The sequence below is a fragment of the Vibrio aestuarianus genome (assembly GCF_028858425.1).
In the GTDB taxonomy this organism is placed as follows: Bacteria; Pseudomonadota; Gammaproteobacteria; order Enterobacterales; family Vibrionaceae; genus Vibrio; species Vibrio aestuarianus.
The window spans coordinates 11366-32453 of record NZ_JAKNYQ010000001.1 but is presented as its reverse complement, the minus strand read 5'-3'; the positions used below and the strand labels follow the sequence as shown (position 1 = coordinate 32453).

The window sequence follows — 21088 nt, the reverse complement described above, 5'->3', positions numbered from 1 at the left end:
ATTGAAAACACCAGCTTCGGCTGGTGTTTTTTTTTGCTTGAAACTAAAAATTGAAAAGTAGATTTATGGAAAAAATGCTATCAGCCTTGCTCAATCCTTCGGGCACTTTATCGTGATACTGTCGAGAGTTGCTGATTTTTAATGCGATAGTTTCTGTGATGTTATTGGTCAGGCTAAGCTCGCTATCGGTTCGGGTGTTGCTTTCACCTGATACTATAGTGACATCCGCTGAAAGAGCTAAATTATCTAAAGCTTGCCAATCTATTCTTACATTGCCACGAAATATGAGCTCTTCAACAATGTCAGGGAAAATGATGTCGTCGTCGTCAATCTCGTCTAAATTGGGCTCTTGATAGCGAAAACCAGGCCCAACCTCGAGTTCCAATATAAACTCATCAGTATTGACGAACTGATAACCTAAGCCGCTAGAAAGCGTATAATCTTTAAAGTAAGCGGTGTATTTAGAGTCAACCCCTTTGAAGCTGCCGTATAAGTAGGTTTTTGCTCCTAACTTATAATCGCTTTGAGCGGAATAGGTTGATTGGCGTTTATCTTCTTCCCCATCTTTGTACAGCATGTAGAATTTCCACTCGCCACTGGTTCGGTGTCGCCCCTCGGTATACTCCGCTCGAAGGCGTGTGTTAAGGGATTCCGAATCAGAATTACCTGAGTGTGCTTGATAGCCTAACTCTGCTTGAGCATTCCAGGGGGAAGGAACTTCGATTTCCGTATCGCTTTTAGTCTCCTCATCGGCATAGGCTGTACTCAGGGTGAGCAGGCTAAGACTCAGAAGCCAAATTTTGGACACGAAGTACCTCTGTGATGAATATAGCAATGGGCAAAATAGTATGTGCAGTATCATGGTATTTGGTCAGCATAAGGTTAATTCTAGATTAGATAAACACAAAGTTTCGTTTACATAATTACAAATGATCTATTCTCGCTATAATGGACGGTCATTAGATAGTTATTGAGCGAAATCATGCCCGCACCACGAACTAATAACCGAAACCGTAAACCGTTTGACGCGCAAGTAGATGCAATTAAAGTCCCCCCGCACTCCATTGAAGCTGAACAATCAGTCATTGGCGGGTTACTGCTTGATAACGAACGTTGGGATACCGTTGCTGAACGTGTGGTAAGCAAAGACTTTTATAGTCGTCCTCATCGTCTGATTTTTGATGGCGTAAAGTCAATTCTAGAGTCTGGTAAGCCTTTGGATTTAATTACGCTTTCTGAACACCTCGAGCGCCATGAGCAGTTAGATGATGTCGGCGGCTTTGCTTACTTGGCTGATTTAGCGAAAAACACGCCAAGTGCTGCCAATATTAACGCCTATGCCGAGATTGTTGCAGAGCGTGCTTTAGTGCGCAACTTGATTGGGGTGGCAAATGAAATTGCCGATGCAGGGTATGATCCTCAAGGGCGTAGCTCTGAAGATCTACTCGACCTAGCGGAAAGTAAAGTTTTTGCTATCGCTGAAGAACGAACTAGTGAAAACGAAGGGCCACAAAATGTAGACTCTATCCTCGAAAAAACGCTAGAGCGTATCGAGCTTCTATACAAAACTCCTCAAGATGGCGTCACTGGCGTTAACACTGGCTTCACTGATCTCAATAAAAAAACGGCAGGCTTACAAGGGTCTGATCTCATTATCGTCGCCGCTCGTCCTTCAATGGGTAAAACGACCTTTGCGATGAACTTGTGTGAAAACGCAGCGATGGAACAAGAAAAGCCAGTGTTGATTTTTTCGCTAGAGATGCCTGCAGAACAAATCATGATGCGTATGTTGGCTTCCTTATCTCGCGTTGATCAAACCAAGATACGTACTGGCCAATTAGACGATGAAGATTGGGCCCGTATCTCTTCGACCATGGGGATCCTCATGGAGAAGAAAAATATGTATATCGATGACAGCTCTGGTTTAACCCCGACCGAAGTGCGTTCTCGTGCTCGACGTATAGCGCGTGAGCATGGCGGGTTGTCATTAATCATGGTCGATTACCTACAGTTAATGCGTGTGCCTGCATTGTCAGATAACCGAACGTTGGAAATTGCCGAGATTTCTCGCTCGTTAAAGGCGCTCGCAAAAGAGTTAAACGTTCCTGTTGTGGCTTTGTCTCAGTTAAACCGTTCTTTGGAGCAACGTGCTGATAAACGCCCAGTGAACTCAGATCTACGTGAATCAGGCTCTATCGAGCAAGATGCCGACTTAATCATGTTTATCTATCGAGATGAAGTTTATCACCCCGATAGCGCACTAAAAGGTATCGCTGAAATCATTTTAGGTAAGCAACGTAATGGTCCTATCGGTTCAGTTCGCCTGACTTTCCAAGGACAGTATTCTCGCTTTGATAACTATGCAGGACCAGCATTTGATGATGAATAATTCGATGAGCTATATGAAAGCCGCAACGGCTTGGATTGATCTTAATGCGCTCACGCACAATTTGAAGTTAATCAAGCAGCAAGCTCCAAGCAGTAAAGTTATGGCTGTTGTTAAGGCCAATGGTTATGGTCACGGTTTACGGCATGTTGCTAAGCATGCGTTTGATGCGGATGCTTTTGGTGTTGCGAGAATTGAAGAAGCTTTGCAGCTGCGAGCTTGTGGGGTTGTAAAACCGATTCTACTGCTCGAGGGTTTTTACTCTCCTGTTGATTTAGCGGTGCTCGTTACTAATAACATTCAAACTGTGGTGCATTGTGAAGAACAATTACAAGCGTTAGAGCAAGCCCAGCTAGATACTCCAGTGGTTGTTTGGTTAAAAATTGATAGTGGAATGCATCGTTTAGGGGTTCGCCCTGAACAATACTCGGAGTTTGTTGAGCGTTTGCATGCGTGCAAAAATGTGGCTAAACCACTGCGTTATATGAGTCATTTTGGCTGTGCTGATGAACTAGACAAAGCAACGACTCAACAACAAATTGAGCTATTTTTATCGCTTACTGATGGTCATGACGGAGAGCGCTCGCTCGCGGCATCTGCAGGCTTATTGGCTTGGGAAAAGAGTCGACTCGAATGGGTTCGACCTGGGATCATCATGTATGGAGTGTCGCCTTTTTCTGATAAGTCAGCGAAAGAGTTGGGCTATCAGCCAGTCATGACTTTAAAGTCACACTTGATTGCGGTTCGTGATGTTAAAGCCGGTGAGAGTGTCGGTTATGGTGCGACGTGGACAAGCTTGCGGGATACCAAAGTTGGGGTGATTGCCATTGGTTATGGTGATGGTTATCCCCGAACGGCACCTAATGGTACGCCAGTAATCGTTAATGGTCGTAAAGTGCCTATCGCAGGTAAAGTATCGATGGACATGCTAACGGTTGATCTCGGGCCAGACTGTAATGATAAAGTTGGCGATGAAGTCGTTCTGTGGGGTAATGAGTTATCGGTTGAAGAAGTTGCGTTACATATCGGCACTATTGCTTACGAATTGGTGACTAAACTTACCTCGCGTGTGGAAATGAAGTATCAAGATAAGCTGAGTTAAATGGCGCGGTTAAAGCGTTTTAACGTTACTTTATTTTCCTCAATGATTGTGCTTATGTCTTCTGATTCAGCCAATGCAAATAATGATTGGACGCATTGGTTAGAAGATTCTGCTTTTGTACCTTACCTGTTTTCAACCGACAGCTTAGGGGTAACCGCAGGGGTTGCAGGTATCGTCAAAGGAGTCGGTCAGCCACAAGCTAGCTTGTTTGGTACGGCAATGATATCGAGTAAAGGGAGTTATTTAGGGTATGTTTCGTTTAATAACTATCAAGTGGCTACCCAATGGCTATTGGGGGGTGAGATCTATCAAAGTCAGTTTAACGATTACACCTATTACCTTGGTCAACAGGCTGGTAATGGTTCTTCTCTTGAGGATACGACGCTAGCTAATGGGGAAGATAGTCGTTATAGACTCTCCTTTCGTTACATTCTCCCATGGGGAGAGGCGGAACAGAAAGGCGTTAACGCCGCTGTTAGCCCAACTCGGACATTGATGGGTAGAACACCTTTCTCAAGTGGTGTATCAAGTATCGATATCCAGCCCTATTTTGAATCAAGAGATTTAGATTTTATTCATGCGGGTTTCACATCAGAAAAAACGACAGCATTAGAGGTGAAATTTGAATGGGATAATCGCGATGATTCTCGTAATCCTAGCGCCGGTTCTCGTACTCGTTTTGATGTAACCTATGCTCCCGAGGCATGGAATGAGTCGTCATGGGGAACGTGGGAGATTGAAAATACTCATTATTGGGATCTTGGCAGTGTCGGTGAAATTTTCGATAAACAGGTAGTTGCGTTTGGCGTTTACACGGCTGATACGCCAACGTGGGAGCATTGTTCTGAAGAGCAATGCCAGCGTCCTCCGGATGTTAGCCAAGTGAAACTAGGGGGATTATATCGCCTTCGTAGCTATGATAGTGGTCGTTATCATGGTCGTTCAGCTATTCACTACACGGCTGAGTATCGTGTGATGCCACAGTGGCAGCCGCTCGGTGAGTGGCCAATTTTTAAGTACTATAATGTGCCGTGGTGGCAGTGGGTCGCTTTTGTTGATGTTGGCCGTGTCGCTGATGACTACAACTTAAAAACCTTACATACCGACATGAAATGGAGTGCTGGAGGCGCGTTACGCTTTCAAGTCGAAGGTGTTATTGTCCGGGCTGAAATGGCCTGGGGAGCAGAGCAAAGCTCTTTTATTGTGATGGTTAATCAACCTTTCTAACTCGCATCCTACTTCGCCTACCAAATACTATTGATCATGGCGTTGGCCATAGAGTGTAGCGATGATTTGTCGACTCCCTCCGTAGTTACGGTGTTCTCCTAAGTAAATACCTTGCCAAGTTCCAAGTGCTAACCTGCGATTCGAAATAGGAATAGAAATACTGGTGTTGAGTATTGATGCCTTGATATGCGCTGGCATGTCATCGTTACCTTCATAAGTATGTTGATAGTATGGTGCTTGTTCTGGTACGTAGTGATTAAAGTGTTGCTCCATATCAATACGTACCGTTGGGTCTGCATTTTCGTTAATGGTTAAGCTTGCGGATGTGTGCTGGATAAAAAGATGTAACAAACCAACAGATAACGCATTTATCTCTGGGATTTGTTGTTCAATTTCATCAGTGATGAGGTGAAACCCACGCTTACGAGCACTAAGCTGAATGGTCTTTTGGTACCACATAAGTAACCTTCTATAATCTATTGGTAAAATTGATAGTTTGACGCTATGGTGAGCACCATGCAGCAATAGCGTAAAGTGCATAGCTCAATCGTTAACGTGATTTAACTCAATATGAGTGCAGACGAGCTGCGTCATAATTACGCACTGAAAATTAATTACAATTTATTGCCGCCTTGAAGTGGGCAATAGTAACAATATTCTTTTTTTTTGCTAAATCGGGGATTCCATCATTCTGACACAATGTTCAGTGATGATAGGAATAAAACCTACTGTAACATCGGGATAGATACCATGTTGAAAAATATCAATCCAACGCAAACACAAGCTTGGAAAGCACTAACTGCGCATTTTGAATCAGCGCAAGATATGGACCTCAAATCATTATTTGCACAAGATAGCCAACGTTTCGATAAGTTCTCGACTCGCTTTGGTTCTGATATTCTTGTCGACTATTCAAAAAACCTTATCAGTGAAGAAACACTAAAGCACCTACAAGCTTTGGCGAATGAAACTGAACTAAAATCAGCCATTGAAGCGATGTTTAGTGGTTCTGCTATCAACCAAACTGAAGGTCGTGCGGTATTGCACACAGCATTGCGTAATCGTAGCAATACGCCAGTGATGGTTGATGGTGAAGATGTCATGCCAGCGGTGAATGCTGTACTTGAGAAGATGAAATCTTTCTCTGAGCGTGTGATTTCTGGTGATTGGAAAGGCTATACCGGCAAAGCGATTACGGATATTGTTAACATCGGCATTGGTGGTTCAGACCTTGGTCCTTACATGGTGACTGAAGCTTTGGCGCCTTATAAGAACCATTTAAACATGCATTTTGTTTCCAACGTTGATGGTACACACATCGTTGAAACATTGAAAAAGGTTAACCCTGAAACCACATTATTCTTGGTGGCTTCAAAAACATTCACCACTCAAGAAACTATGACTAACGCACACAGTGCGCGTGACTGGTTCCTAGCTGAAGCGGGTGATGAAGCGCATGTCGCAAAACACTTTGCAGCGCTATCAACCAATGCAAAATCAGTGTCTGAGTTTGGTATTGATACTGACAACATGTTTGAGTTTTGGGATTGGGTTGGTGGTCGCTACTCACTATGGTCAGCGATTGGTTTATCTATTGCTCTGGCTGTAGGTTACGACAATTTTGTTGAGCTACTAGCGGGTGCGCATGAAATGGACCAGCATTTTGTTGCAACACCATTTGAAAACAATATCCCAGTGATCCTCGCCTTAATTGGTATTTGGTATAACAATTTCCATGGTGCAGAATCAGAAGCTATTTTGCCTTACGATCAGTATTTGCACCGCTTTGCTGCTTACTTCCAACAAGGCAATATGGAATCAAACGGTAAATATGTTGACCGTAATGGTGAAGCTGTAACTTACCAAACAGGTCCAATCATTTGGGGTGAACCAGGTACTAACGGTCAACACGCTTTTTACCAGTTGATCCACCAAGGTACGAAATTGATCCCTTGTGACTTTATTGCTCCAGCGGTTAGCCATAACCCCGCAGGTGACCACCATCAAAAATTGATGTCAAATTTCTTTGCTCAAACTGAAGCTTTAGCTTTTGGTAAAACATTAGAAACGGTTGAAGCAGAGTTAAAATCGGCGGGTAAAACAGATCAAGAATTGGCTGCAATTGCACCATTTAAAGTATTTGAAGGTAACCGCCCAACCAACTCTATTCTGGTTAAGCAATTTACGCCACGTACCTTGGGTAACCTGATTGCTATGTACGAGCATAAGATTTTCGTACAAGGTGTGATTTGGAATATTTTCAGCTTTGACCAATGGGGAGTAGAGCTAGGTAAGCAGCTAGCTAACCAAATTCTTCCTGAATTGGCAGGCCAAGAGCAAGTGATTTCTCACGATAGCTCAACTAACGGTTTGATTAACGCATTTAAAGCGTTTAAAGCATAACTCAATTGCCCTAATCTCGTTTACTACGAGCTAGATTAGAAAATAAAAAGGTTGATACTACGAAGTATCAACCTTTTTTTATCTTTTTTGAAAGAAAGCCGATGGCTTATTCGAAACAGATTTCGATAAACGCATTACCCCATTGAGATGTGAAAGGCATAATAATGATGGCTCCTTCACATTTATGGCGGATAGTATGGCCTTTACCAGAAACGACAACTGGGGTCGCCATATCAAAGTCAAAGCCACTTTCTGCAAGAATGCGCTTGGCTCCACCAGTCACCATATTGGTAATTTCACCCACCATATCTGTGACTTCTTCATTTAAACCATTCGGGCGTTCACCTAACATATTTTGCATGATCTCTAACGCTAGACTTTCATCGAAAGTGATAGACATAGAACCACGACTTTGAGTGCCGACCATACCGATCAAGCCAGAGACATCACCACGAGCAATTTCATCTTTCTTCACACGAGGTTTCTGTGGCTTCAACTCTAGAGAAGCCATCGTTTTTAACACGTTCATTAAAGAGGCTAAAAACGGGTTTACAAATTCAGCGCGCATAATCTTCTTCTACTGTTTTATACTTTTAGATTTGAGGAACACGTTCGGCAAATACCATGAGATTCAATAACGTGATTAACGATGTCAAAACCGTGTTTCTCAGCATTGCTTGCTAGCAAGGCTACCAGACTGTTATCTTGCAATTCAATAACATTGCCGCATTTGTCACAAATTAAAAGGTGTGAGAAATGCATGTTGGCATTACAAGAGCAACACGAAATAAAACTGTTTGTTGACTCTACTCTATGAATAAAGCCCTGTTCGAGCAAAAAGTCCAGAGCGCGATACACCGTCGGCGGTTTAGCTTGGGGTTCACTTTGCTTTAAATCTTCAAGTAATTCATAAGCACTGGACGCTTTTTTGCTTGAACAAATCAGTTCAAACACCCTTTTTCGTTGAGAGGTAAGTCTTACCCCTCGTGCTGCACATATATCTTCAATTTGTTGTGTTAACTTGTGGTCCAAATTCATCACCATAACCATTGGACTTTAATAATAATATACTACTTCCAGATGAATGGCGTTGTGCCCTATAACATTTTTTGGAGTTAGTTAGCGATGTCATCGTTATTTGTAACGAAATAGTGCTTAAACTACCCTATATCAATGTAAAACGATACTGTAGAAGAACTGTTGGCGATATAAACTGGAAGCGATTACAATGCCCAGCTTTGTTTTTGGCTGTAATTGTCACCACTAATGACTCAATGGGATATCTAAATCATGACTCACCCTTGTAGGCTCTCAGTAGCACCCATGTTGGATGGGATCTCTTTTTGATTTAAGGTATTGATTAATTGGGGTTGTTTTTGATTTTTGTTTGTGGTGGGGTCATTTTGGGGTTAAAAACAGCAGGGGGAAAATCCCCCGTACTGCCAAACGCTAACTCGCCAAGGCAAACTGATATTCATTCCATAAATCACGAGAACGCTTGGCTTTTTCATCAATGAACTTCACCAGATCGTTTATATGGACATAAAAAGGTGATTTTTGACTGTCGTCCAATTTCAGCGTAGGAAAGGGTAGGAGGTTGCTCTTAGCCTTTCTCTTAGCGGTATTAGGCGATAAGCCCAAATAAGCCCCTGATAGCTCTTCTAAGGGGATTAAAACCCTATATCCGAACTCAGCCATAACAATGTGGTGTGTAATCGATAGAACGTTGTTGTTTTTCATTTTTTGCCCCTGTGTTGTTGTTGGGGCGAACCACAAGATCTAATCCTTTTGATAGTGGTAAGTTGTGATTTGTTGGATTGATTACTCCTTAGACAAAAACACAGAAAAAATGTATCAGCTCGATGTGTATAGTGTCAAACAGGAAAAGGCTCATCGCTGCGCTCTTCGCTCTTCCCAGCTTCCTCCCGCCAGGGAGTTATATTGTTATTATTATATTTAATATTATTAAAAGATAATAATTATATTAATTAATATTATAAGGGTATCAGTTCTCGGTAAATATAAAACAGTTGTCGGTTTTTTTATCACAACTCTCGGTCTGTTTTGTAAAAGTCTCGGATTTGAGGGTATTATTAGCATAATAATATTTTTGTTGACTATTATTGAAATGTTATATATTTTACATTGGCTATGAGGCTAAAAGACTTTTTCTAAATTAAAAATATGAAACCGCCTCCTTTTAAGGAGACGATTTAATGATTAATAAAACAAAACAATATTACGCACATTTAAATATAAGATTTTTTGATAACAAAGATAGCTATATATCTGAGTTTCTTAATGGTGTAAATACTTCCCGCCGACTTACAGTATTATTATATATTGTTTCTCAATGTTATTATCAATATAAAAACAATAAAACACCTATTTTATGTCTGGATAAGAAGGTTAATTCAAAGACTTCATTTCTTAAAAATCTAAAATTATCAAATGTTGATGTCATAAGAGAAATTGAAAGGATAAGAAAAACTAAATATATAGATGAGGTTAAAGTTAATGATAAATATATTGAAATTAATTTTGAACCTGATTTGTTTGTTATTGATGATAAAAAGAAACGATTTACAGTATGTTTAAACGATTTATTGTCATTTAAATATATAGAGCACTCTATTGTATATCTTCTTACACGATACGGTAAAAGCCAAGGTTATCTATATCACAATTATCTATGTAAGGTTTTACACCTTCATCATTTGCCTTTTTCTAGGCAAAAACAAAGGCTTAAAAGGATCTTTGCACTTTTGAAAAAAAGAGGTTTTATCATGTCATATCGATATGAAAACTATACTTATTTTTATGAGAGAGAAGTGTTTTTTTAGGGTTTCAAAAGGGGCTTCCCTTTTGCAAGTAGGGGGATAACCAAAGGTTTCCCCATCTTGAAATAACATCAATGTTATCAAGTTTTATTTAAATAAATATCAGGAGAGAAAAATGAATAATTTAAATGTTGAAGATATAATGTCAGTAGTTAAAGAGCAGCCAAGACTACAAGAGTTTGTAATGTGTTTATATACAGAGGAAGGATATAAATTAAATAGGATTAAAATGTTAGATAGAAATAATAGAGACATTGCACTTTCAATAATATTTAATATTTACCCTGAGTATAAAAAAGATATGTTGATGTGCTGTAAAGATATATTATCTTGACAATTGATATACATTTGCTTTCCTATTTGTATAGGAGAATAAATATATGGCAATTAAAAACTGGTTTGTAAGAAGTGAAGCAATAACGGATAAATCCCTTGGTGCTATCCGTTATGCAAGATATTTAACTGATAAAAACCATCCAAACCACAAAGGGAAAACATCTATATTTAATATTCATAGTAAACCTGTGGATATTGCGCTAATAGCGATTAAAGAAGCGTATAATGCGGATTTGAATAATGCTAAAAAACAAAAGGGTGGACGACCTACAAGTTCATATTTACAGAGTTTTGTTTTTTCATTGCCTGCTGATGTTGAGCTTAATAATGAACAATGGAAAAATATTTCAAAAGCTTTGATTAAAGATCTAGCTGACAGGTTTAATGTTTCAACAAAACAGCTCTTGAAATATTCTTCTCTGGTTCTGCATAAGCAAAACAACCCACATCTAAACCTAATTATTTCCAGAACTATGGACGGGCAATCTTTTCAGCAAGCACTGACCAGACCAAGCACTACCAACCTATTAAAAGCGTCTTTCAATAGGGAACTGATAAAGTGCGGCTATGACTATCAAGATTACAAACCTAAGGCAAAGAGAAGTAAAAGATTGAAACGTTGGGAGGAGCTGACAGAAAAAGAGAAGCTCATTGATGATAAACACCAAAGCCTCAAAGCGGTTCATTCAGTGATCCGAAAGTTAAACAATCAGCTGAAAAAGTTGGTATTGGCTTATCGAACCGAAGATCAAAAAAACATCAAACGCCAACAAAACCGATTAAACCGAACAATTGAGAAACTAGAGCCTGATGAGCTTACAGCACTTCAAAAAAACTCGTCTTTGGAAGAGATTAGGGAACAGTTAAGTCAGTTAGAAAATGAAACAGGAAAGGACATTATTACGGATAAGAACAAATCAAGATTAAGGAGAGCACCATAATGCAGGAGCGTATAAAACAATCGGAACAAAAGATCAAAAAACTATCAGAGGATCTACGTAAGCAACTACTTTTTATGAGTATGATGGAAAAGCCAACTAAAGCAGCAAAAGACAAGCTCTACAAAATAGAGGGGTTGCTATCAGCAGAGGTTTGCGAGTTGGTAAGGATTTCTTATGAACTAGCTCTTATGTATGAGGAAATGATCACATCGCCAGATATTCGAATTAGACTTGAAGCTGCAAAGATCAAAACTTATTTCGTTAATTACGTTAATGAAATAGGACTTGATACAAAAAATTGCAGAAAAATATCAAAAAATAGGGGCAAAAAAAATTGAATATGAGTTCATTCATTACTACCTAAGATAGCTAAGAATAACTTCATAAAACTATAAGATGCTACTAAAGCCCATAAAAGCACCAGTACTAACAACAACTCAAAATATTTTGAATTGTATACACTGAGCAGTTTTTTAGGGATAAGTGGTTCAACTAATTTTTTGTATTCTATCCAATACTCTCTCATTCATAACCCATTACATAGCTTGTCCATTGTAGAGTCGTTTTTTTACCATCACTACTTATAAAGTCCATCATTTCCTCGCCGCCAACTTGTTGTCCTTGAAGGTTAGTGAGATCCCGATCATCTTGTAAATCTAAAAAGCGATTAAAAAGATTATGTCCTTCCATTTCTCCATAAAGTGATATAAACACACTCTCCATAATATACATAGCAATCTTTGGAGTTGAATTAAACGATATCCCTTTTAGCTGTAAATAGGCATCTACATAGCCAGCAATATACCCTATAGACCATTCATCTTTTGATTTTGATGGGAGTGAACCGTTTTCAGAAGTCATCAACATTTGTTGCATTTGGAGCAAAGATGATAATGAATTGATTGACGTAGAAACTATCTCATCAATAGCATTATTTTGAGGGGAAGGCGTTTTTTCATTTACAACATCATATGCTGTTTTTACGCCACGAGCGGCTAACTTTATTACGGAAAATATTACAAACCCGACTATAAAGAAAATTATAACTATACCTTTGCCCATATCTTGCCTCTATAAGTTATTAAGATGATTATACTTGGCTAGTTTTATGCAATCAGTTTATGCCAAAGGCGTAAAGTTATAAATGATTTTAGTTAGGTTTATACTACTTTTAGATTGTTTCTAAGGGCAGAGAGTGCTAGTTTTTTAAGTATTTTGAATAACCATCTTTACCAAACTCTTTAACGTCAATTTTTGCATAAATGTTATGTAAGATATTGATGTTCTTATGTCCTGTAATTCGAGCCACAATGTTGATTGGTAGCCCCATCTCAGCAAGTCTTGAAGCTGCCTCTCTGCGTAGGTCGTGATAACGGAGATCTTCAATGCCTAACTTGTCTCTTACTCTTTGCCAACCTGCCGAAATGGATCTTGGATTGTATGGAAAAATCAGGTTGGGGTTTGTAGGGTCAATTCGTTCTTTTTGCTTAATTACTAGCTCAAAAGCACCGCCTAAAAGTGGAATCTCATGATCGTTCCCTGATTTATTTCGAGGGTCTTTTCTATCTCTTATTATGATGGTTCGATTTTCTGTGTCTAAATCACTCCAACGAATACGGGTGATCTCGGATACACGCATAGCGGTAAGTAGTGAAAATTGCAAAATATCACCGTAAGGGATCTTTGCTGCGTGGTGATCTTCCCTTGCGGTTAGGTGCTGCTCCATTAACATTAGTTCTTTTCGGGTTGGTCTACGATTGCGCTTGTGTGAACGACCAATCAGTTTTAAATCTACTAAGGTAGGTAAAGCGTCATCGTGATAGGTTGTATTAGCATTTACTTTAAAAATAGTTTTTGCAACGCTCATTACTGATTTGAGATAGGTGACATCTTGATAAACGGTTTGAGGTGTAGGTTTCGTGTCGTCCTTAAGCCTAAACTCGCAATGTCTAATCAAATCATCGGCTCTTAACTTACTGGCGGTTATATCTGCTATGTCATAATGTAGCAAAGCGGCAAGGACATAATATTTAGTTCTGCCTATATCTTTTGATATTCTTGGGTGTTCTAAATATTGGGTTATCAGCTCACCAACGGTGATCTCGCTTAGGTCTAGATCGGATCTATGGATACCTGCCTCAATATCATTTAATTTTTGCTCCATTGCTGATTTGGTTTGATCTGCCCATTTTTGAGCCATTGCCTTTGTTGGAAATGTTTTAGTTTTTCGCTCGATTATCTTCCCTTTTTTCGTTGATCTAACCTGAGCACGATAAGAAACCTTACCCGTTTTACCTGTTCTTTGTTCTATTAAGACTGCGGCCATAGTGTATAATCTCTTCATCAGGTTCTATGGGGTTAAAAATGGGGTCGTTTTTGGGGTCATAGAACAGTCAAAATATACAAAAATAGCGCAAAATAATCAAAAATAAACATTGGTTAATGAGCGGTGTTTTTATTTAAGCTATTGAGTTTTATGAGTAAAAATATTTTATATCCATCTTCACGCCTGAGCGTGGCACCAATGCTCGATTGGACTGATCGTCACTGTCGATACTTCCATCGTCTGCTTTCTTCACAAACTCTGCTTTATACAGAGATGGTGACCACGGGAGCAATTATTCATGGTAAAGGTGATTTTTTAGCATACAACGAAGAGGAGCACCCCCTTGCGCTTCAACTTGGCGGTTCAAACCCAACTGATTTAGCACATTGTGCGAAGTTAGCGCAAGAACGTGGTTATGATGAAATCAACCTAAACGTTGGCTGCCCTTCTGATCGAGTGCAAAATGGCCGCTTTGGAGCTTGCTTAATGGCAGAGCCGCAACTGGTGGCAGATTGTGTTGCCGCGATGAAAGATGTTGTTGATATTCCTGTGACAGTAAAAACTCGTATTGGTATTGACGATATGGATTCTTATGAATTCTTAACTGATTTTATTTCGTTAGTATCAGAGAAGGGAGGCTGTGAACAGTTTACTATTCATGCGCGCAAAGCTTGGCTTAGTGGTTTGAGCCCAAAAGAAAACCGTGAAATCCCACCGTTAGATTATCCACGTGCATATCAGTTAAAAAAAGACTTTCCGCATTTAGTGATTGCCGTTAATGGTGGGGTCAAAACGCTAGCAGAAGCTAAAGAGCACTTACAGCACCTTGATGGCGTAATGATTGGCCGCGAAGCTTATCAAAGTCCTTACTTACTCGCCGAAGTTGATCAGCAGATCTTTGGTTTGGATACCCCAATCAAAAAACGCTCTCAAGTTGTTGAGGAAATGTATCCTTACATCGAGCGTGAGTTGGCTAATGGTGCATATCTTGGTCATATTACTCGCCACATGTTAGGTATATTCCAAAGTATGCCCGGTGCTCGCCAGTGGCGTCGTTATATTAGTGAGAATGCTCATAAAACGGGTTCAGGCATTGAAGTGGTGCAAGCAGCTTTGGCGAAAATACCTAAAGAATTAAATGTGTAAAAATAGACACATTTCATGGTGAATTTTACCATTCATTAAGGGCTAGGTCGTAGGCAACGATTTAGCCCTTTGTTTTATCATCTTGCTATCTGCGTTTTATAAAATTCCATCGAGGCTAATACTGCTCGGCATTTATCTCCTTTTGACTTAGCTGTTTATCTAAACAATAGAGTTGATTTGTAAAGTTGGCTCGATATCTGCTTTAGCAAATAAAAAGAGGGGAATGATTATGTTTGAGCTTATTTTTTTACTAGTGTTTGTAGCGACCCTTTTAGTAACGGGTATGACAATGATGACAGTATTTGCAGCAATGGTTATTGCTTTTATTGTTATGACTCTATTAGGGATGATCGGCGTTATGCTGAAATTATTACCTTGGATTTTGGTGATTGCTTTGGGTGTTTGGTTTTTCAGAAACTTTGTCTATAGTCCTCGTCAAAAATATTAACAAATGATGTTTAAGCATTAACCAATCTAAGGAATATGCTACTATTCGCGCTTAATTGAAAAGTGTATATATAGCGAAATAGATTGGGAGCTATTAGGATGAATAAACCAACGTTAGTTGCGTTGACAAGCGTTGCGATGATGATGTCTGCTGCGTCAATAAGTGCTGAGTCTTTTTATGGTGGAAAGATTGGTGCAGATATGTGGTGGGGTAGTACGAAAGTTGACCATACTCGCCGCGATGACGTAAAAGCCCCCGCAATCTATTTCGCCTTTGAACATCAGTATCCTTATGTACCGAATGCTAGTATACGTTACACGACGATTGATGCTGATTATGCCTCTTTCGATAAGTATGACTACACGTTGTATTATAAAGTACTAGAGCGTGAATTGATGTCATTTGATGCGGGCATTACTTTTACTCAGTATGATGGGTCTCAATACCAAGCTGAAAATAATCAAAAATACAGTTTCGATAAAACGACATTTAACTGGTATGCCTATGCTGAAATTCAAATTCCTCGCACGAACATAGATGTGATTGGTCAGTTTGATTTTGGTGATGGCAGCGGAGTCAAAAGTGCGGATCTTATGGCTGGGCTTCAGTATTCGTTCCCTATCGATGCTGGAAATATTGCACTGCGTGGTGGTTATCGAGTCATCGATCTTGAATTTACGGAGCTAGCAGCAGATACGAAAGAATCTTTCGTTTTTGTTGATGGTTGGTTTCTTGGTGCAGAATTCGAATTTTAGATATTCCAATATCCTGTAGAACAGATAGAACGCCATTTTATTAAGTGGCGTTTTTTTATAATTGATAGCTATATCGCCTTCGACTTTCTTAGCAGAAAAACTGAAATGAACCATGCTTAGTGAACAAGTAAATAAATACGGCGTGGTGTAGTTATGACGATTACGGAATTAAGAAATTTATATCGCGAGAATCAGCTTATCGAAGCCATTATTGAACCTTCATCCCAAGAGGGGTGTTGGATTGTTGAGTTCAGACATCATCGAGGCGGGTTTGTGCTATTAACGGATGCTCATGGAGATGAATGCCAATATGAAGATCTCGATATAGCTTCTAAGTCTGCCATGGCTGTTGGCTTCAAGCAGGTGAGAGTGGAGTCTAAGTAAACCTCTTTTTGAAAGTTCTTACTTCCAAAAAGTTATAAAACATACTTATCTATTCTTTCTTGTTATTAAAGAGAGTGGTTAATCTATCGTCACGCAATGAATAGGGAAGTCGTGACAATGTCTTCAGGAAATACCATACCAAAAGAGCTAGCCGGCTTAGCTAGCCCGCTTAATGATTTGCAGCTTACTGGGTTGCAGCAAACTATTTCAGAACTTTCTCCTCAGCAGCTAGCATGGGTTAGCGGGTATTTTTGGGGATTGAGTCAATCTCAAACTTCAGGGGCTGCAGCTCCTATTTCTAATGCAGCGGCTTTAGTTTCGGCTAAACCGGCAGGTAAATTGACCATTATTTTCGCTTCTCAAACGGGTAATGCAAAAGGTGTTGCAGAGGCGTTAGAACGCGAAGCTCAGTCCGCTGGTATTGTTGTGCAATTATTTGATGCCAGTGATTACAAAGGTAAAGATCTTGCCAAAGAAACACATGTTATTTTTGTTGCTTCGACTAATGGTGAAGGTGAAGCGCCAGATAATGCTTTAGCGCTTCATGAATATTTACAGTCGAAAAAAGCGCCCAAACTGCCTAACTTACAATACGGTGTGATTGGTTTAGGTGATTCTAGCTATGAATTTTTCTGCCAAACTGGTAAAGATTTTGATGCGTTTTTAGAAAAGCTTGGGGCGAAACGCTTTATTGAGCGAGCTGATTGTGATGTTGACTATGAACTTCAAGCAACCGAATGGAAAATAAAAGCTTTAGAGGTGGTTAAAGAAACCCTCGTGAGTACCCAAGCACAAGTTGTGCAATTGCCAGTGGGTCAAGCTACGAGTCATCATTCCCAATACACTAAGCAAAATCCTTACACAGCTACCTTGCTGACAAGTCAAAAAATTACAGGGCGTGACTCAGGGAAAGATGTTCGACACATAGAAATAGACTTGGGTGAGTCCGGATTGACTTATCAACCTGGTGATGCGTTGGGAGTGTGGTACGAAAACAGTGCAGAATTAGCCAATGCTATTTTAAGTGTTGTTGGGTTGTCCGGTGTTGAAAGTATTGATGTAGATGGTGAGAGTTTATCTATTCATCGCGCGTTAGTGAGCAAATATGAAATCACCGCAGCAAACCCACAATTAGTAACGAAGTTTGCTGAGTTGTCAGGAAGTAAAAAGCTACAAAAGCTGGTGGATGATAAAAATAAGCTGAGAGAGTACGCCAGTAACACACAAATTATTGATGTATTAAAAGAGAAGAAAACCAAGCTCTCTGCTGAAGCTTTGACTTCTCTACTTCGTCGTTTAACGCCTCGTCTTTATTCAATTGCTTCAAGTCAAAGCGAAGTTGAAGACGAAGTGCACTTAACAGTTGGTATCGTCGAGTATTTGCAAGAAGGCGAAAGTCGTCAAGGTGGAGCATCAAGTTATCTTGGTCAACGCCTAGAAGAGGGGGGGGAGCTTAAAGTCTTTATTGAACACAACAATAACTTTAAGTTACCGACCGATGATTCTACACCCGTTATCATGATTGGGCCTGGCACTGGTATCGCTCCATTCCGTAGCTTTATTCAAGAGCGAGATAACCGAGGTGCTGAAGGTAAAAACTGGCTGTTTTTCGGGGACCGAACTTTTACTCAAGATTTTCTCTATCAAGTGGAATGGCAAAAGTATCTTAAATCGGGTGTATTAAATCGTTTAGATGTTGCTTTTAGTCGTGATCAGCATGAGAAGGTTTACGTTCAACATCGATTACTTGAGCAAGCAGAGCAAGTTTGGCATTGGCTGGAGCAAGGTGCTTATTTATATGTGTGTGGAGATGCGACTCGCATGGCCAAAGATGTGCATGATGCGTTGATCGTCATTGCACAACAGCAAGGTGGCCTATCACAACAGCGGGCGGAAGAATTTATTAATGATCTGCGCAAAGCAAAACGTTATCAAAGGGATGTGTACTAATGAGCACAAAACAAGAATCCAATAGCCAACAAGTATTAGGCGAAGTGCTAGGTCCATTATCGGATAACGAGCGCCTAAAGAGAGAAAGCAATTTTCTTCGCGGTACGATCGAGCAAGATCTACAAGATCGAATTACTGGTGGCTTCAGTGCCGACAACTTCCAGCTTATTCGTTTTCATGGCATGTATCAGCAAGATGATCGTGATATTCGCAATGAGCGCGCAAAGCAAAAGTTAGAGCCTCTACAAAATGTAATGCTTCGAGCTCGTATGCCTGGAGGTATCATCACACCGCAGCAATGGTTAGCGATAGACAAATTTGCAACTGAGCATAGTTCGTATGGCAGTATCCGTTTGACGACTCGCCAAACTTTTCAGTTCCATGGCGTATTAAAGCCGAACATTAAGCTTATGCACCAAACGTTAAATAGTATTGGTATTGATTCGATAGCTACTGCAGGAGATGTAAACCGCAACGTTCTCTGCACATCAAACCCAGTGGAATCAGAACTTCATCAACAAGCGTATGAGTGGGCAAAGAAGATTAGCGAACATCTTCTACCTAAGACTCGAGCCTACGCAGAAATATGGCTTGATGGTGAAAAAGTAGAAACAACAGATGAAGAGCCAATTCTAGGTAGTAACTATTTACCACGTAAATTCAAAACAACGGTTGTAGTTCCGCCACAAAATGATGTCGATGTACATGCCAACGACTTAAACTTTGTGGCTATTGCCGATAATGGAAAGTTAGTGGGCTTTAATGTACTTGTCGGTGGCGGTTTGGCGATGACGCATGGCGATACGTCTACTTATCCACGCCGTGCTGACGATTTTGGTTTTATTCCTTTAGATAAAACCTTAGATATTGCTGCGGCAGTGGTGACTACTCAGCGTGATTGGGGTAACCGCTCAAATCGTAAAAATGCTAAAACTAAATACACACTCGATCGTGTCGGTGTCGATGTATTTAAAGCTGAAGTGGAAAAGCGCGCAGGCATTAAATTTGCGCCAAGCCGACCTTATGAGTTTACTGAGCGTGGCGATCGCATTGGTTGGGTGGAAGGTATTGATGGCAAACATCACCTAACGCTTTTTATTGAAAATGGACGCTTGCTTGATTTCCCTGGTAAGCCGCTCAAAACCGGTGTTGCTGAAATTGCTAAAATTCACCAAGGTGATTTTAGAATGACAGCAAACCAAAATCTGATTGTTGCAGGGGTGCCAACGCAGCAAAAATCTGCGATAGAGGTTATCGCACGTCAGCATGGTTTGATGGACGATGCAGTGAGTGAGCAGCGCAAAAATTCTATGGCTTGTGTGGCATTTCCAACCTGCCCACTAGCAATGGCTGAAGCGGAACGTTTTCTACCTCAATTTGTAACAGATGTAGAAGCTATTTTACAAAAGCACCAACTCCCGGCAGACGAAAATATTATTTTACGTGTGACTGGCTGTCCAAACGGTTGTGGGCGAGCGATGTTAGCTGAAATCGGCTTGGTTGGTAAAGCACCTGGTCGTTATAACTTACACCTTGGTGGTAATCGTGCTGGTACTCGTGTACCTAAAATGTATAAAGAAAACATCACCGACAAACAGATCCTCGAAGAAATAGATCAACTAGTGAGTCGCTGGGCAACTGAACGCCAAGCTAACGAAAGCTTTGGTGATTTTACGATTCGCGCTGGGGTTATAGAAGAAGTGATTGTATCCAAGAGGGACTTCTATGCTTGAAGCCAAGATTGCGAAACCCAACTTAGCGCAGTTGCTGTCTATGACCAAAGCGCAACAAACACTACACCTTGCTGAGCTGAACGGGTATTTAGAAACGTTAACAGCCCAACAAAGAGTGGAATGGGCATTGGAGAACTTGGAAGGAACGCATGCCGTTTCATCCAGCTTTGGTATTCAAGCTGCGGTTATGTTGCACCTAGTGTCACAAGTGAAAAGTGATGTGGCCGTAGTATTAACTGACACTGGTTACCTTTTTCCGGAGACATACCAATTTATTGATTATTTAACAGAGCGTTTGAATCTCAATCTCAATATTTTCCGAGCTGAAACGAGCCCAGCTTGGCAAGAAGCACGTTATGGGAAACTATGGGAGCAAGGTGTTGAAGGTATCGAGCAATACAATCGTATTAATAAAGTTGAGCCGATGCGAAGGGCGCTAGATGAACTTGCGATTACTACCTGGTTTTCGGGATTACGGCGTGAGCAATCGCAGTCACGGGCTAACTTACCGATTTTAGCCATTCAAAACGGTGTGTTTAAGTTTTTACCTGTTATTGATTGGACAAATAAAGATGTGCACTACTATCTTAATGAACATCATCTTCCCTACCATCCATTATGGGATCAAGGCTACCTTTCTGTTGGTGATACGCATACCACTCGTAAATGGGAGCCGGGTATGAGCGAAGAAGAAACTCGCTTCTTTGGTTTAAAGAGAGAGTGTGGTCTTCATGAAGATGATGGTGAAGTGAATGGCTCCGGTATCTAATCGAGTCTATCTATATAGAAAGAGCTGCATTGACAGCTCTTTTTTCGTAAGAGCTATTGCGTCTTCGAGATTGGTTTGTGTATAAGTCTGTGGGTAAGGTGTTTGCTATATCTTAGTAAAGTTGAATAAATGAGGCTTTGAACGCAAATTAGCCTATTAAGCTTTATTTTTGCAATTTTATGAAAATAACACTTGCCAATGTGATGATGATCTCTATAATGCGACCTCACTGACACGGCACAGCCAGTAAGGGTTTAAGCCCCACTAGCCAGTCAATCAGTAGGTCAAATCGGTAAGACGAAATAATTTAAAAAAGTGTTTGACACAAAAAATTATCTCGCT

At 40.3% G+C, this 21088-nt stretch carries 22 protein-coding genes; 15 read left to right on the top strand and 7 right to left on the bottom strand.

Annotation, left to right across the window (positions count from 1 at the left end):
- Positions 1-43: 43 nt before the first annotated feature.
- Complete coding sequence (locus tag MCT08_RS00170) at positions 44-808, bottom strand: DUF481 domain-containing protein (RefSeq protein WP_171375569.1); 765 nt, start codon at positions 806-808, stop codon at positions 44-46.
- A gap of 174 nt (positions 809-982) precedes the next feature.
- Between MCT08_RS00170 and MCT08_RS00165 the strand changes: the two genes are divergently transcribed.
- Genes MCT08_RS00165 through MCT08_RS00155 form a run of 3 tightly spaced genes read left to right on the top strand, consistent with a single transcriptional unit; the run spans position 983 to position 4715 of the window.
- Positions 983-2389, top strand: coding sequence for a replicative DNA helicase (locus MCT08_RS00165; RefSeq protein ID WP_053311190.1), 1407 nt, complete (start codon positions 983-985; stop codon positions 2387-2389).
- Positions 2390-2402: 13 nt separating this feature from the next.
- Positions 2403-3488: an alanine racemase gene (gene alr, locus MCT08_RS00160; protein ID WP_274678637.1), complete on the top strand. Its 1086-nt coding sequence runs from the start codon at positions 2403-2405 to the stop codon at positions 3486-3488.
- A gap of 54 nt (positions 3489-3542) precedes the next feature.
- Positions 3543-4715, top strand: coding sequence for a BamA/TamA family outer membrane protein (locus tag MCT08_RS00155; protein WP_246203196.1), 1173 nt, complete (start codon positions 3543-3545; stop codon positions 4713-4715).
- Positions 4716-4742: 27 nt separating this feature from the next.
- Here the strand turns inward: MCT08_RS00155 and MCT08_RS00150 are convergent, their stop codons facing one another.
- A complete protein-coding gene (locus MCT08_RS00150; protein WP_274677684.1) occupies positions 4743-5174 on the bottom strand; it encodes a secondary thiamine-phosphate synthase enzyme YjbQ in 432 nt (143 codons plus the stop codon).
- A gap of 291 nt (positions 5175-5465) precedes the next feature.
- Here MCT08_RS00150 and pgi point away from each other — a divergent pair, with 291 nt between their 5' ends.
- A complete protein-coding gene (gene pgi, locus MCT08_RS00145; RefSeq protein ID WP_274677683.1) occupies positions 5466-7118 on the top strand; it encodes a glucose-6-phosphate isomerase in 1653 nt (550 codons plus the stop codon).
- 106 nt (positions 7119-7224) lie between these two features.
- Here the strand turns inward: pgi and MCT08_RS00140 are convergent, their stop codons facing one another.
- The 3 genes from MCT08_RS00140 to MCT08_RS00130 all read right to left on the bottom strand — a co-directional run bounded on the left by MCT08_RS00140 (position 7225) and on the right by MCT08_RS00130 (position 8858).
- Complete coding sequence (locus MCT08_RS00140; protein WP_053311194.1) at positions 7225-7686, bottom strand: chemotaxis protein CheX; 462 nt, start codon at positions 7684-7686, stop codon at positions 7225-7227.
- Between the two features lie 17 nt (positions 7687-7703).
- On the bottom strand, positions 7704-8162 hold the full coding sequence (zur, locus tag MCT08_RS00135) for a zinc uptake transcriptional repressor Zur (protein WP_171375566.1): 459 nt from the start codon (positions 8160-8162) through the stop codon (positions 7704-7706).
- A gap of 405 nt (positions 8163-8567) precedes the next feature.
- Positions 8568-8858 carry a pyocin activator PrtN family protein gene (locus MCT08_RS00130; protein ID WP_130711870.1) on the bottom strand — a complete coding sequence of 97 codons (291 nt, stop codon included), beginning with the start codon at positions 8856-8858 and terminating at the stop codon, positions 8568-8570.
- Between the two features lie 476 nt (positions 8859-9334).
- On the opposite strand from MCT08_RS00130, the gene MCT08_RS00125 reads away from it, so the two are divergent.
- The 4 genes from MCT08_RS00125 to MCT08_RS00110 all read left to right on the top strand — a co-directional run bounded on the left by MCT08_RS00125 (position 9335) and on the right by MCT08_RS00110 (position 11573).
- On the top strand, positions 9335-9961 hold the full coding sequence (locus MCT08_RS00125) for a hypothetical protein (RefSeq protein WP_274677682.1): 627 nt from the start codon (positions 9335-9337) through the stop codon (positions 9959-9961).
- A 112-nt stretch (positions 9962-10073) separates the two neighbouring features.
- Positions 10074-10292 (top strand): hypothetical protein, encoded by a 219-nt coding sequence (locus MCT08_RS00120; RefSeq protein WP_236531849.1) that lies wholly within the window; start codon positions 10074-10076, stop codon positions 10290-10292.
- 46 nt (positions 10293-10338) lie between these two features.
- A complete protein-coding gene (locus MCT08_RS00115; RefSeq protein ID WP_274677681.1) occupies positions 10339-11235 on the top strand; it encodes a hypothetical protein in 897 nt (298 codons plus the stop codon).
- Positions 11235-11573 carry a hypothetical protein gene (locus MCT08_RS00110; protein ID WP_274677680.1) on the top strand — a complete coding sequence of 113 codons (339 nt, stop codon included), beginning with the start codon at positions 11235-11237 and terminating at the stop codon, positions 11571-11573. The genes MCT08_RS00115 and MCT08_RS00110 overlap by 1 nt, the downstream gene beginning before the upstream one ends.
- A gap of 184 nt (positions 11574-11757) precedes the next feature.
- Here MCT08_RS00110 and MCT08_RS00105 read toward each other — a convergent pair whose 3' ends face one another.
- Together MCT08_RS00105 and MCT08_RS00100 are read right to left on the bottom strand one after the other, a co-directional pair.
- Positions 11758-12297, bottom strand: a complete 540-nt coding sequence (locus MCT08_RS00105; RefSeq protein WP_274677679.1) for a hypothetical protein — start codon at positions 12295-12297, stop codon at positions 11758-11760.
- A gap of 136 nt (positions 12298-12433) precedes the next feature.
- Positions 12434-13561, bottom strand: a complete 1128-nt coding sequence (locus MCT08_RS00100; protein WP_274677678.1) for a tyrosine-type recombinase/integrase — start codon at positions 13559-13561, stop codon at positions 12434-12436.
- A 150-nt stretch (positions 13562-13711) separates the two neighbouring features.
- Here MCT08_RS00100 and dusA point away from each other — a divergent pair, with 150 nt between their 5' ends.
- From dusA to MCT08_RS00065, 7 genes are all read left to right on the top strand, one after another.
- Positions 13712-14707, top strand: a complete 996-nt coding sequence (dusA, locus tag MCT08_RS00095) for a tRNA dihydrouridine(20/20a) synthase DusA (RefSeq protein WP_176246862.1) — start codon at positions 13712-13714, stop codon at positions 14705-14707.
- 229 nt (positions 14708-14936) lie between these two features.
- Positions 14937-15155: an envelope stress response protein PspG gene (gene pspG, locus MCT08_RS00090; protein WP_053311204.1), complete on the top strand. Its 219-nt coding sequence runs from the start codon at positions 14937-14939 to the stop codon at positions 15153-15155.
- Positions 15156-15253: 98 nt separating this feature from the next.
- Positions 15254-15910, top strand: coding sequence for a TIGR04219 family outer membrane beta-barrel protein (locus MCT08_RS00085; protein WP_274677677.1), 657 nt, complete (start codon positions 15254-15256; stop codon positions 15908-15910).
- Positions 15911-16063: 153 nt separating this feature from the next.
- A complete protein-coding gene (locus tag MCT08_RS00080; RefSeq protein WP_053311198.1) occupies positions 16064-16294 on the top strand; it encodes a hypothetical protein in 231 nt (76 codons plus the stop codon).
- A gap of 96 nt (positions 16295-16390) precedes the next feature.
- Positions 16391-18244 (top strand): assimilatory sulfite reductase (NADPH) flavoprotein subunit, encoded by a 1854-nt coding sequence (locus MCT08_RS00075; protein WP_274673706.1) that lies wholly within the window; start codon positions 16391-16393, stop codon positions 18242-18244.
- Positions 18244-19977, top strand: coding sequence for an assimilatory sulfite reductase (NADPH) hemoprotein subunit (gene cysI / locus MCT08_RS00070; protein WP_274677676.1), 1734 nt, complete (start codon positions 18244-18246; stop codon positions 19975-19977). Before MCT08_RS00075 ends, cysI begins: the two co-directional genes overlap by 1 nt.
- On the top strand, positions 19970-20746 hold the full coding sequence (locus tag MCT08_RS00065; protein ID WP_274677675.1) for a phosphoadenylyl-sulfate reductase: 777 nt from the start codon (positions 19970-19972) through the stop codon (positions 20744-20746). Before cysI ends, MCT08_RS00065 begins: the two co-directional genes overlap by 8 nt.
- The last annotated feature ends 342 nt before the right edge of the window (positions 20747-21088 follow it).

Bases quoted from the DNA above. Each gene is read 5' to 3' on its own strand.
- MCT08_RS00165 (WP_053311190.1), top strand. From the start codon at position 983: ATGCCCGCACCACGAACTAATAACCGAAACCGTAAACCGTTTGACGCG.
- alr (WP_274678637.1), top strand. From the start codon at position 2,403: ATGAAAGCCGCAACGGCTTGGATTGATCTTAATGCGCTCACGCACAAT.
- MCT08_RS00155 (WP_246203196.1), top strand. From the start codon at position 3,543: ATGTCTTCTGATTCAGCCAATGCAAATAATGATTGGACGCATTGGTTA.
- MCT08_RS00150 (WP_274677684.1), bottom strand. From the start codon at position 5,174: ATGTGGTACCAAAAGACCATTCAGCTTAGTGCTCGTAAGCGTGGGTTT.
- pgi (WP_274677683.1), top strand. From the start codon at position 5,466: ATGTTGAAAAATATCAATCCAACGCAAACACAAGCTTGGAAAGCACTA.
- MCT08_RS00140 (WP_053311194.1), bottom strand. From the start codon at position 7,686: ATGCGCGCTGAATTTGTAAACCCGTTTTTAGCCTCTTTAATGAACGTG.
- zur (WP_171375566.1), bottom strand. From the start codon at position 8,162: ATGGTGATGAATTTGGACCACAAGTTAACACAACAAATTGAAGATATA.
- MCT08_RS00130 (WP_130711870.1), bottom strand. From the start codon at position 8,858: ATGAAAAACAACAACGTTCTATCGATTACACACCACATTGTTATGGCT.
- MCT08_RS00125 (WP_274677682.1), top strand. From the start codon at position 9,335: ATGATTAATAAAACAAAACAATATTACGCACATTTAAATATAAGATTT.
- MCT08_RS00120 (WP_236531849.1), top strand. From the start codon at position 10,074: ATGAATAATTTAAATGTTGAAGATATAATGTCAGTAGTTAAAGAGCAG.
- MCT08_RS00115 (WP_274677681.1), top strand. From the start codon at position 10,339: ATGGCAATTAAAAACTGGTTTGTAAGAAGTGAAGCAATAACGGATAAA.
- MCT08_RS00110 (WP_274677680.1), top strand. From the start codon at position 11,235: ATGCAGGAGCGTATAAAACAATCGGAACAAAAGATCAAAAAACTATCA.
- MCT08_RS00105 (WP_274677679.1), bottom strand. From the start codon at position 12,297: ATGGGCAAAGGTATAGTTATAATTTTCTTTATAGTCGGGTTTGTAATA.
- MCT08_RS00100 (WP_274677678.1), bottom strand. From the start codon at position 13,561: ATGGCCGCAGTCTTAATAGAACAAAGAACAGGTAAAACGGGTAAGGTT.
- dusA (WP_176246862.1), top strand. From the start codon at position 13,712: ATGAGTAAAAATATTTTATATCCATCTTCACGCCTGAGCGTGGCACCA.
- pspG (WP_053311204.1), top strand. From the start codon at position 14,937: ATGTTTGAGCTTATTTTTTTACTAGTGTTTGTAGCGACCCTTTTAGTA.
- MCT08_RS00085 (WP_274677677.1), top strand. From the start codon at position 15,254: ATGAATAAACCAACGTTAGTTGCGTTGACAAGCGTTGCGATGATGATG.
- MCT08_RS00080 (WP_053311198.1), top strand. From the start codon at position 16,064: ATGACGATTACGGAATTAAGAAATTTATATCGCGAGAATCAGCTTATC.
- MCT08_RS00075 (WP_274673706.1), top strand. From the start codon at position 16,391: ATGAATAGGGAAGTCGTGACAATGTCTTCAGGAAATACCATACCAAAA.
- cysI (WP_274677676.1), top strand. From the start codon at position 18,244: ATGAGCACAAAACAAGAATCCAATAGCCAACAAGTATTAGGCGAAGTG.
- MCT08_RS00065 (WP_274677675.1), top strand. From the start codon at position 19,970: ATGCTTGAAGCCAAGATTGCGAAACCCAACTTAGCGCAGTTGCTGTCT.